This is a genomic window from Thermoflexus sp. (genome assembly GCF_042408365.1).
GTDB lineage: Bacteria > Chloroflexota > Anaerolineae > Thermoflexales > Thermoflexaceae > Thermoflexus.
Window position 1 is genome coordinate 1 of sequence record NZ_JBHOQJ010000189.1, and the last position, 10,771, is coordinate 10,771.

Below are 10,771 nucleotides of genomic sequence, written 5' to 3' on the forward strand. Positions count from 1 at the left end.
GATGGTTCGGATCCGTTTGCAGCGTATGGGCAAAAAGCATGAGCCGACGTATCGGATCGTCGTGGCGGATTCGCGGGCGCCGCGGGATGGGAAGTTCATCGAGATCATCGGACACTACAACCCGCGCACGGAGCCGGAAACGATCGTGGTCAATGAAGCCCGCGCCCTCCACTGGCTGCGGGTCGGCGCCCAGCCCACAGAGGCCGTGGAGATCCTGTTCCGTAAGACGGGGACCCTGGCCCGCTTCGAGCGCCTGAAGGCGGGCGAGCCGCTGGAGGCCCTCGCAGCGGAGGCCATGGCCCCTGAGGCGGGCACGCGCACCTCCCCTCGATGAGGATCGCCGATGCGGGCCTTTCTGGAATTCATCGCCCAGGCCATGCTGGATGATCCTTCCGCCGTCCAGATCAAGGAGATCCGCCGGGGCCCCGTGGTGAAATATTTTATGAAGGTCCCTCAGGCCGAGCTGGGACGTTTGATCGGCCGCGACGGGCACCTGGCGGAGGCTATGCGGCAGGTGATGCGCGCTGCCGCGCCGCCCCGTCGAAAGGTGGATCTGCGGATCGAATCGCTGGATTAGGCGATGCGGAGGCCGCTTCCTCGCTTTCTGGCGGTAGCTCGGATCGCTCGCCCCTGGGGAGTCCGAGGGGAGATGAAACTGGAGATCCTCACCGATTTCCCGGAACGGCTCAAGCGCTTGAAGCGGGTTTACATCGGTGAGGAAGCGATCCCTTATGAAGGCGTTCGCTTTCGCTATTACAAGGGGATGGTTTTGATGCGGCTGCCGGGCTGTGAGACCCGGGAGGCTGCGGAGGCGCTGCGAGGGCAACTGGTTTTGATCGATCGGGAGGAGGCGGTGCCGCTTCCTCCCGGTGAGTTCTATGAGCATGAGATCTTGGATATGGAGGTTTACACCACCGAGGGGATGTATCTGGGTCGGGTCAAGGAGATCCTCTACACGCGCGCCAATGATGTCTACGTCGTCCTCGGGCCCTTCGGCGAAGTCCTCATCCCCGCGATCCGCGATGTCGTGCGGGAGATCGATGTCGAAGCCAACCGGATGGTCGTTTGGCTGATGCCAGGCCTTCTGGGGGAGGATCACGAGACGGAAGCGCTGGGTTAGGGCGGCACCCCCGCCAACTTGGCAGATCGGGCGGTTTTTACAGTTTCTACATCCCGAGCTACGGGCGGAGGGATCGGGGTCCCCTTTCTTGAAAGCCAGAAAAGGGGGATAGAAGCAAGGGAAAGGATTTCGCCGCTTGCTTCTATCCCCCTTGTTCTTTTAGGCCAACCTTGCCCAAACTTCTGGTTTTGTGTCATACTTCCTTATGTCATGTCCTGCGTAGGAGCCCCCACAAGGGGTGCCCCTACACAGGAATTTGATGAGGATCTGATCGTCCACATCCACAAGGCCATCGGATCATTTCACGGCTTATCGACGCTCCGATACCGATGCTGAATCCCAGTTGGCGCACAAATCCCAGTCTCCAGGGAGGCCTGAATGGCGGAGACGATTCTGGTGATTGAGGATGAAGTCGAACTGGCGGAATTGATCCGTCTCTTCCTGGAACGCCGGGGGTTCCAAGTGCTCCTGGCCTTCAACGGCACCGACGGCTGGCAACGCTTTCAGGAAAACCAGCCGGATTTGGTGATTCTGGATCTAATGCTCCCCGACATCGATGGGCTGGAGGTCTGCCGGCAGATCCGTTCGGTGTCCACCGTGCCGATCCTGATCCTCACCGCTCGGGCAGCAGTGGATGAGCGGGTGGAGGGCTTGAAGTTGGGAGCTGATGATTACATTGTGAAGCCGTTTGCCATGGAGGAGCTCCTGGCCCGCATTGAGGCCCACCTGCGCCGCGTCCGCCTGCCTCCGCCTGGGAAACGGATCTACTGGCGGTTTGGGGAAGGCGCGTTGTTGATCGATCCTCAGTATCCCCGGGTCATCCTGCACGGTGAGGAACGCCTGCTGACGGAGACCGAGCATCGCCTGCTTTGCTATCTGGCGGAACGGGCCGGGCAGACCTTGACCCCGGAGGAGATCGCGCGGGAGGTATGGCCGGACGGCAGTGTGGATCCTCAGAACATCAAGTGGTATATCTGGCGCCTCCGTCAGCGGATCGAGCCCGACCCGGAGCAGCCGCGTTTTCTGCTCACCGAACGGGGGATCGGATATCGGTTTGCGCTCGGATAAGCGATGGGCTCATCGGAGAACGTCTCACCCCGCGGGGCCCGGCGCGCCACGCCCTTGCCATGAGCCAGGAGCTTCGGGGAAAGGTCAAGGGACGCTATCGCCAACGGGATTTTCGCAGTATCCAGCCCACCCAAAGGGATCTGGCGGCGCGCTCTATGGAGATCCGAGAGGTCGAAGCTGGAACTTGGATGGCCTTCCTCGAAGGCCATCCAGAGGCCCACGTGCTCCAGACCGCTCCATGGGGGGATTTGAAGACCGGCTTCGGCTGGCGGGTCCGTCGGTTGTTGCTGGTCGAGCATGGAGAGCCCCGAGCTGGCCTTCAGGTCTTGATCCGTCCCCTTCCCCTCCGATTTTTTTCAATCCTTTACGTCCCAAAAGGCCCAGTCGGTGAGTGGCAGCACCCCGAGATCTTCCGGAGCCTGATCGCCGCCCTGGATCGCCTGGCCCAGGAGACGGGGGCCATCTGGCTGCGGATCGAGCCGGATGCCGTAGACGGGGAGCTCCAGCTGGATCTGAAGGCCTTCGGGTTCCGACCCGCATCCCCAATCCAACCCCGACGGACGATCCTGATACCCCTGCAGGATGAAGAAGGAGCAATTCTTCAGGCCATGCACCCCAAGACCCGCTACAACATCCGATTGGCGGAGCGGAAAGGCGTGCAGGTCCGCGAAGCCCGGCGGGAGGATCTGCCCCTGTTCTATCGCCTGTTGCAGCAGACGGCCGCGCGGGATCGGTTTGCGATCCACACGTTCGATTACTACCGGGCGGCTTACGAACGGTTCGTCCCCCACATGGCCCGTCTCTGGCTGGCGTTTTACGAAGAGGAGCCTGTGGCGGCGTTGATGGCCTTCGCCTGGGGAGAGCGGGCCTGGTATTTCTATGGCGCCTCAGGGGATCTTCACCGCGAGAAAATGCCCACGTATGCCCTCCAGTGGACGGCGATCCGCTGGGCGAAGGCGAGGGGTTGTCGCTGGTATGACCTGTGGGGGATCCCGGATGAGGACCCCGAGGTTCTGGAGGCTCAGTTCACATCCCGGCGGGACGGGCTGTGGGGGGTGTATCGCTTCAAACGAGGGTTCGGCGGACGAGTGGTGCGCTGGGCCGGGGCCTTCGACCGCGTCTATATCCCATGGCTTTACCGCCTCATCCAGAGGTTGGGCCTCCTATGATCCATCGCTCCCACGTTCACGATCCGCAGGTCTGGGATCAAGCGCTGCTCCGATTGCCTTATCCCCATATCCTCCAGACATGGCTCTGGGGGGCCTTCAAAGCCGGATATGGTTGGCAGCCGTTTCGGTGGGCCTGGGAAGATGCTCAAGGGCGGATTCGAGCAGCCGCTCAGGCGCTTTACCGGCGGGATCGTCTCGGCCTCCTGGGGATCCTTTACCTTCCGCGGGGGCCGCTGATGGATCCTGCGGACATGGAGGCGGTGGAGGTCGTCCTACGGGATTTAGAGGAAGAGGCGCGCCGGCGCCGGGCGATCTTCGTCCGGATCGATCCGGAGATCGTGGAAGCGGAAGGCCCGCGGGATCCCGTGGCCGCCCCGCTGAAAGCCGTGCTCCAGCGTCGGGGATGGCGGCCTGCCCAGGAATCCGTGCAGTTCCCGGCCAGCCTGTGGCTGGACCTGACGCCCGATGAAGAGGAACTGCTTCGCGCGATGCACCCCAAAACCCGTTACAACATCCGCCTGGCGGAGCGAAAAGGGGTGAACGTGCGGCCGGTGGGCCCGGAGGCCTTCGATCTCCTCTACGATCTGTATGCCGAGACCGCCCTACGGGACCGCTTCGTGATCCGCCCTCGGGAGTATTACCGACAGGCGTGGACGATGTTTTATGAGGCAGGATATGCCTATCCGCTGCTGGCGGATGTAGGAGGTGAGCCGGTGGCTATGGTGGTGATCTACCGCTTCGGGCCCACGGCCTGGTATTTCTATGGGGCCTCGCGGGATCGGCATCGGGATAAGATGCCCAACCATCGGCTGCAATGGGAAGCCATTCGATGGGCGAAATCCGTTGGGTGTCAACGCTATGATTTCTGGGGGGCCCCGGCGGTGCCTACCGAACAGGATCCGATGTGGGGGGTGTATCGCTTCAAGCGGGGGTTCGGCGGACGATATGTGCGGTTCATCGGGACATGGGACTACACGCCATGGCCAGCTCTATATCGCCTATACACCGAGCTGATCCCGCGTTATCTGGCGTGGCTCCGGCGTCGCCACTGGCGCCGCGCCGGGGCGGAACCCGGATAAAGGACCCGCCTGCTCCGCCGAAGCCTTCGGCCGGAGAACGGCCTTCGCCGTCCTTTTAGAAGGCCTTAGAAGGCATCCACCAGGATGGACGCCTGGCGCGAAAACGCCTCAGAAGGCTGATGGCCACTCGGCCAGGAACGTGAACACCATCCGGCGTCCAGCTGAATATGGGGCGGGCACAAGGCCCGCCCCTGCTTGGATAGAGGCGCCCCTCGCGCCAGCCCTTACAATTGGAACGTTCCGCCCGGCTCCAACACGACCACCTTCATGCCCTTCACCGCCGCCTTCGCTTTCTTAGCCCAGGCGTGGGGATCCTGTTGGATCATGTCCCACGTGTTATAGTGCATAGGAATGACCACCTTGGGCTTCAAGAGGCGGACCGCTTGGAGGGCGTCGGCTGGGCCCATAGTGAAGTTATCCCCAATCGGCAGAAGGGCGAGGTCCAGCTTCTCAGCGCCGATCAATTTCATATCCCCGAACAGGCCCGTGTCGCCGGCGTGATAGATCCGATACTTGCCCAGATACAGCAGGATCCCCGCCGGGTTGCCGCCATAGGACCCGTCCGGGAGGACGGAGCCATGAAGCGCGGGAGTGAGCTTCACCCGGCCGAAGTCGAAATCGTGGCCCCCGCCGATGTGCAAGGGATGGGTGTTTTGGATCCCTTTGTTCTGGAACCATGAGACGATCTCGTAGTTGCTGATGACCAGCGCCCCGGTTCGCCGGGCGATATCCACCGCATCCCCCACGTGGTCTGCATGGCCATGAGTGATGAGGATCACGTCCGCATGGATTTCGTCCGCTTTCACTGGAGCCACGGGGTTGCCGCTGAGGAAGGGGTCGATCAGAATACGCTTGCCATCGCTCTCGATCAGGAAGGCGGCGTGGCCATACCAGGTGACTCGAACCGCCATGGGGAACCTCCTTTCCCGATAGATGGGTGGAGATAGCCTACTTTCCATGATAACTGGACTTGCCCGCGCTGACCATCACTAGAGCCTGGGATACAAGATGATCCTGGCCTCATGGGTCGCGAGGGCAGACGCAAATCCTGTCCCCCAAATGGCAACGGGGATCCTTTGGGGGTTAGGACGCCCTCCTCGGTGGCCCCCAACTCCCAAAGGGTTTTTTCTCCGCCTCCCGGTAGCCCCTTGGGCTGAGGGAAGGGAGAGACAGGGCCCGGCAAAGGGCATCCGCGCCTTTTTGTAGGGGCACCCCTTGTGGGTGCCCTGGGGCGGGCACAAGGCCCGCCTCCACCCATACATCCACAGGAGGTGCACAATGCCCGATTGGATGCGCTGGCAGATCGACTGGATCGCCTGGCTGCAAGGGATCCAGCCGCCATGGGCCATCGTCTTCTGGCGGGCAATGTCGTTCCTGGGGGAGGAACAAGCCTTCCTCCTCATCCTTCCTGCGCTGCTCTGGTGTTACCGGAAACGTGAGACCCTTTACGCTGCCACGGGGCTTTTGCTAGGCAGTTACCTCACGTTCGTCTTGAAGGACCTCCTCGCTCAACCTCGCCCCTTCCAGGTCGCTCCGGATCGGGTTCATGTACTCCTGCCTGGGGGAGAGGCTCTGGGATACGGGTTCCCCAGCGGGCATGCCCTGAACGCGGCCGCCCTGTGGGGGACGTTGGCATGGACGATCGGGCAGCCGTTGCTTACGCGGCTCGCCATCGGGTTGGTCCTTCTGATCGGCCTCTCCCGGATCGTCCTGGGTGTCCATTTCATCCACGATGTGCTGGGGGGCTGGGGGATCGGCGCGCTGATCGCTTTCCTGACAGCGCGTCTCGCCCCCCAGGTGGTCTCCCACTTGGTGAGCCTCCGTCAACGCCTGCTTTCCGCTACGGGAGCGGTGATCCTGCTGTTCCTCGCCCACAGCACCCGGGAAACCGCTGTGCCCCTGGGCGCATGGCTGGGGATGGTGTGGGGAGCCGTTGGGGAGTCCCAGGGCGGGGGATTTCATCCAGGCGGGCCGCTGTGGCAACAGGGATTGCGCCTGGCCTTCGGCTTAATCACGGTGGGAGCTGTCTATGTAGGGCTGACCGCGGCGTTTTCCCTTCTCCCCTTTTCCGGAGAGCCCGCCCTTCGATTACTGCGTTATGCGGGGGTCGGCCTCTGGGTGACTTGGGGCGCGCCGCTGGCCTTCATCCGACTGGGACTGGCCCGCCATCAACGGGCGATAGAGGGCCTCCCGGCGGATCCCCGACCAAGGAACCTCTAAAAGCACGGTAGTCCCCAGGCCGGGCTGGCTCATGATCTCCAAGCGGCCATTGAGCAAGTGAGCTCGCTCCTCCATGTTGCGCAGGCCGAAGCCGGGCTGGGCCTCTGGGCCGAACCCGCGGCCGTCGTCGGCGATCCGGATCTGAAGCTGCCCGTCGTGCAGCGTGGCGGTGATGCGGACTCGCCGGGCGCGGGCGTGACGGACCACGTTGCTTAGAGCCTCCGAGACGATCGCCAGGATATGGCGCAACTGGGCTGGCGGCAGTTGGGCGTCCGCAGGGATCTGCCAGTCCGTCTCCACATCCATTAGGGCGGGAAGGCCATACTCCCGGATCAAGCGCTCCAGCCCATCGATCAGGTTGGCCATCGCCGGGCGCGCCTGGAGCTCCTGAAGGATCTCCCGCAGACTCTGCACCGCCTGATCCAACAGGCGAACCACCGGATTGAGCGCGTTCGCGATGGCTGGTTCCGCCTGAGCCTGGATATTGCGAACCAGGAGGCCGGCGCCGTAAATCATCTGAAGGGTGCGATCATGCAGTTCCCGGCTCATTCGCTCCCGCTCACTGGCCAGGATCTGCGCCTCCTCTAAGCTGCTTAACCGGCTGCTCAACTCGATCTCAAAGATCTCCAAAGCTCGCAACATGCCCCCCACCAGCACAATGCCGGCCAGGCTGCGCAGCAGAAAGACCGGCACGCCGGTGAGACCCTGCAAAATTTCCTCATTGATTTGGTCCAAGGGGAAGACTGGAACGGCAGGCCCGATGAGGCCGGCCAGGAGGCTGTAAGCGAAGATGGCCAGCCCGGCGGTGCGGAGCATCCCGATAATGTGAGGTCGGGCCAAGGGGATCAGAAGATGGAAAGTGTGGCGGCGCAGGGCGTAGGCGGCCAACAGCCCGCCGGGGAAGCCCAGGAGATAGCGCGCGCCGGCTTCCACCCAGCGCGCCCATTCCTGGAGGGGATAAGCGAGGAACAACCCAAGCCCGAGAGCGCCCATTCCCCAGAACAGGAAGAGAAACAGCCCTGCTGGCCGCAGCCATTTCCAGTGGGGCCCGAGGGGAGCGACGATGTCAGCGCCGAACTCAAAAAGACAAAGAAAAGCTAACGCCAGCAGCATCATCCGGCCGATCAGGAGAAGATCTACGGCCTCCTCGACTCCGGAGATGCCAGGGGAAAAAAGGAGAGCCCCGCCCCACTCATACATGGCGTGAAGCATCCCGAAACCAGCCAGCCACGGGAGGCTGCGGGCCAGGCGCAGTCGGCTATGGCCGCGGGATTGCAGAAGCAGGATGAGGCCAAGGGTGTAATACACAAGGCCGGCGAAAAACCGCAGGGCTGGCTCCTGGCTCGTCCAGAGATCCCGGATCATTGCCTCAAGCCCCTCCGTTTGAACCCCAGGTCAGCTTTCACTTTCATGTGATTAAGAGTTACGCGATGGGTTGGCTCGTGGGGGTTTAGGGGCGAGCTGGGCGTCACAGGCGCTCAGCTCGCCCCTAAAATGGGTTTCATCCCCCCTCCCCGCGGCCCGAAGGGCTGTGGGGAGGGGGGAGAAAATTTCTTCGTAGGCTGGGCCGATGATCCCGAACGGGCGCTAAAGCGCCCGACTCCAAACGGCCCCCCGGCCCAGCCTACGAAAACCCCAAATTTTAAAAACCAATGGGAGAGCTCTGAAAAGCCCTGGGTCACCAGGGAAGGCGATTCAAAAAAATCCAGTCATAATTCCAACGATAGCCCCCTGGTGGGACACGGAACGACAGGATGGGGAAGCTCCCCCCACCCTCCCACAGGACCTCATAACGCCCCGGTGGGAGCGGCTCCCGGTACTCCCAGATCTCCGCCACTACCTCCCCTGCTGAGCGGGCCCCCGGAAATAATCCCTCAGGGGGCGTCAGAGGCATGATAGCCCTGTTCGGAGATCGAAGAAGCAACCGGTGTGCATCATCCCCCATCGGCCGCTCCGCCCGCCAAACGATGTGCACCCGCCATCGCGGTGTGCCATCGATCTCGGCGCGCCAGGCGCCGCTTTCCAAAAGCGCGATCCCATTTGGAAGTTTACGTCCCTCGCGGTTTGCCCCCGAACGGCGTGGCTGAATCTCGACGAAGCCAATAAGTACCGCATCCGCCCCGGTCTCGGTCCGCAAACGCTGCCATCCGGACCCCACGGGCTCATATAGGCCCACCATCAGGCGATATCGACCGGCCGGGAGGAAAGGGGGCACCGCGATGGCGATCGTCTGGGTGATTGTGGATCCAGCTTCCCACGTCTCCGTCGGCGGCTCCGGCTCCCGATCGGTCCCCGCCCGGTAGCGCCCCGCCTCGTCCCAAAGATGGGCGAAGACCACGAAGCGGCGATCGATGGGACGCGCCGCCCGCCAGCGCAGCCCGACCCGGACGCTTCCCCCCGGCTCGGCCCGGGGATCCAGCAGGGCAACCGTTTCCAGGGCGATGCCCTCTTCAAAGCGAGTCATGCGGGGTTGCCAGGGCGCCGGATTCGACCATGGAACGAAGCGGAAGATCTCGGCCATCGGGTACCAGGCATGGCGATCGAACGGTCCCTGTCGGGCCAGCGCCTTCGCCACCGGTTGGTAAAGCTCCTGGAAGAAGGTCACGCCGATCAACCATGCGCGCTCCTGGAGGCGAGCCGCAGGCGCATCCAGCTCCTCCATCGCCATCAGGCGATCCCGGGTGTCTGGATAAAACAAGGCCATCTCCGCCTGATTCCAGTATCCGTGGAAGATGAAACGATCCGCCGGATGGGCGAGCGTATGGAGGGTTGCATAAAGCTCCCGCTGGGCCTCCACATAGATGGGCGCATTGGCATAGATCGCCCAGGTCCGCCCGATGCCGTAAACCCCCAGGCCTAGGAAGAAGGGGACGAGGATCCGTTGCCGACGGTGGTCCCATCCGGAGGCGAGCATCCACACATAAAAGGGCAACAGCGGGGAAAAATAGCGGGCGGCGTAGAACGGAAACCGCAGCGCCAGCGCCAGCCCGATCCCAACCGGGATCGTCATCGTCAATCCGAGGCGGAGGGTTCGGGGGGAAGCCGCGGCGGCGATCCCGAGCCCCGCGACCGCGGCCCCGATCCAGCCCAGCGCCCCATCCGCACCGATCCCGATCCCCAGGGCGCCCATCAGGTTAGCCAGCACCTCGGGCGGTGTGGGGTGAACGGGGATGCGGGTCAGGGTGCGCACGGTGTGAGCCAACGAGGGGCCCAGAGCCTCTATAGACCACAGGGCGATGGGGAGGGCGGCCAGAGCCAGGAGAAAACCCTCCCGGAGCCACGAACGCCGTCCCGGAACGAGCAGGCGCTGAGCGGGCAGAAAGAGCAGGCCGTAAAAATGGGTCAGGGTCAACCCCCAGGCGCTGATCAGCCATCCCCTATCGCGTCCGCGCAGGGCCTGCCATGTGCCCAGGGCGCTCCAGGCGATCGCCATCGGATACATCCGGCCCAACGTGGCCAAGCCGAAGAAGAGCGGGTTGAGCCCGAGGAGGATCATCGCCAGCATCGCCGCGCGCGGGCCAGCAACGGCCCTCACCACGCGGTGGATAAGGGCCAGGGCGAGGAGGGCGAAGAAGGGCGAGACGAATTTCAGGGCGAAGGGATGGGGAGCCAGCCGGAGCCATCCCCAGAGGAGGATGTAATACAGCGGTGGATGGCTATCCCGCGCCACCGCCCTCAGGGTGTCGGGGAGGTTATAGATGAGCACAATCGCCCCATGGGCTTCATCGTTGTGCACGAAGGTTGGGGGCAGGCCGATCAAATAAAAGGCAAAACAAAGCGTCAAGATCCCCAGGGATCCCCACCGTCGCAAAAACATATCGACGTTCGAAGGAGCCCACTTCCGGCCTGGATTCCCCATCCGTATCTTTCCCGGGGTTGCGGATGCCTTCAGCCCACTATGGCCGTCCGGAACCTTCTTCACACAGACGAAGCCCCTTTAACGCGTTCTCTTCCTGAGGGGAGATCGAGAGCGCCAGCTCAAACCACGGGCGGGCGGCCGCACAATTCCCCAGATAATACTGCGCGAGGCCGAGGATGTACGCCATCTCGACCAGGCGAGCGCAGCGGGGCTCACCTCCCGCCGTGTCCGGCGTGCAGCTCCTTCCCTCTTGCTG

Annotated in this window: 10 protein-coding genes and 1 pseudogene; 7 read left to right on the forward strand and 4 right to left on the reverse strand. The window is 63.1% G+C overall.

Going from position 1 to position 10,771, the window contains the following annotated elements; translation table 11 throughout:
• The 6 genes from rpsP to ACFMO5_RS08855 form a co-directional block, all read left to right on the forward strand.
• A partial coding sequence (rpsP, locus tag ACFMO5_RS08830) for a 30S ribosomal protein S16 (RefSeq protein WP_376792382.1) occupies positions 1-334 on the forward strand: 334 nt, incomplete at its 5' end.
• Between the two features lie 9 nt (positions 335-343).
• A complete protein-coding gene (locus ACFMO5_RS08835) occupies positions 344-577 on the forward strand; it encodes a KH domain-containing protein (RefSeq protein ID WP_376792383.1) in 234 nt (77 codons plus the stop codon).
• Between the two features lie 3 nt (positions 578-580).
• On the forward strand, positions 581-1,120 hold the full coding sequence (gene rimM, locus ACFMO5_RS08840) for a ribosome maturation factor RimM (protein ID WP_376792384.1): 540 nt from the start codon (positions 581-583) through the stop codon (positions 1,118-1,120).
• A 378-nt stretch (positions 1,121-1,498) separates the two neighbouring features.
• Entirely contained in the window at positions 1,499-2,188 is a 690-nt protein-coding gene (locus ACFMO5_RS08845; protein ID WP_376792385.1) for a response regulator transcription factor, read from the forward strand.
• A 155-nt stretch (positions 2,189-2,343) separates the two neighbouring features.
• Positions 2,344-3,357: a lipid II:glycine glycyltransferase FemX gene (locus ACFMO5_RS08850; protein ID WP_376792386.1), complete on the forward strand. Its 1,014-nt coding sequence runs from the start codon at positions 2,344-2,346 to the stop codon at positions 3,355-3,357.
• On the forward strand, positions 3,354-4,436 hold the full coding sequence (locus tag ACFMO5_RS08855; protein ID WP_376792387.1) for a lipid II:glycine glycyltransferase FemX: 1,083 nt from the start codon (positions 3,354-3,356) through the stop codon (positions 4,434-4,436). Before ACFMO5_RS08850 ends, ACFMO5_RS08855 begins: the two co-directional genes overlap by 4 nt.
• 224 nt (positions 4,437-4,660) lie before the next feature.
• Here ACFMO5_RS08855 and ACFMO5_RS08860 read toward each other — a convergent pair whose 3' ends face one another.
• Positions 4,661-5,347, reverse strand: a complete 687-nt coding sequence (locus ACFMO5_RS08860; protein ID WP_376792388.1) for a metal-dependent hydrolase — start codon at positions 5,345-5,347, stop codon at positions 4,661-4,663.
• Between the two features lie 367 nt (positions 5,348-5,714).
• On the opposite strand from ACFMO5_RS08860, the gene ACFMO5_RS08865 reads away from it, so the two are divergent.
• The gene (locus tag ACFMO5_RS08865) at positions 5,715-6,656 is read left to right on the forward strand and encodes a phosphatase PAP2 family protein (RefSeq protein ID WP_376792389.1); all 942 of its coding nucleotides are present in this window, start codon (positions 5,715-5,717) and stop codon (positions 6,654-6,656) included.
• 48 nt (positions 6,657-6,704) lie between these two features.
• Here ACFMO5_RS08865 and ACFMO5_RS08870 read toward each other — a convergent pair.
• The 3 genes and pseudogenes from ACFMO5_RS08870 to ACFMO5_RS08880 all read right to left on the reverse strand — a co-directional run.
• A pseudogene (locus tag ACFMO5_RS08870) lies at positions 6,705-8,021 on the reverse strand (sensor histidine kinase); the annotation flags it as partial.
• Between the two features lie 313 nt (positions 8,022-8,334).
• Positions 8,335-10,515: a hypothetical protein gene (locus tag ACFMO5_RS08875; RefSeq protein ID WP_376792390.1), complete on the reverse strand. Its 2,181-nt coding sequence runs from the start codon at positions 10,513-10,515 to the stop codon at positions 8,335-8,337.
• 37 nt (positions 10,516-10,552) lie between these two features.
• Positions 10,553-10,771: hypothetical protein (locus ACFMO5_RS08880; RefSeq protein WP_376792391.1), on the reverse strand; the 219-nt coding region annotated here is incomplete at its 5' end.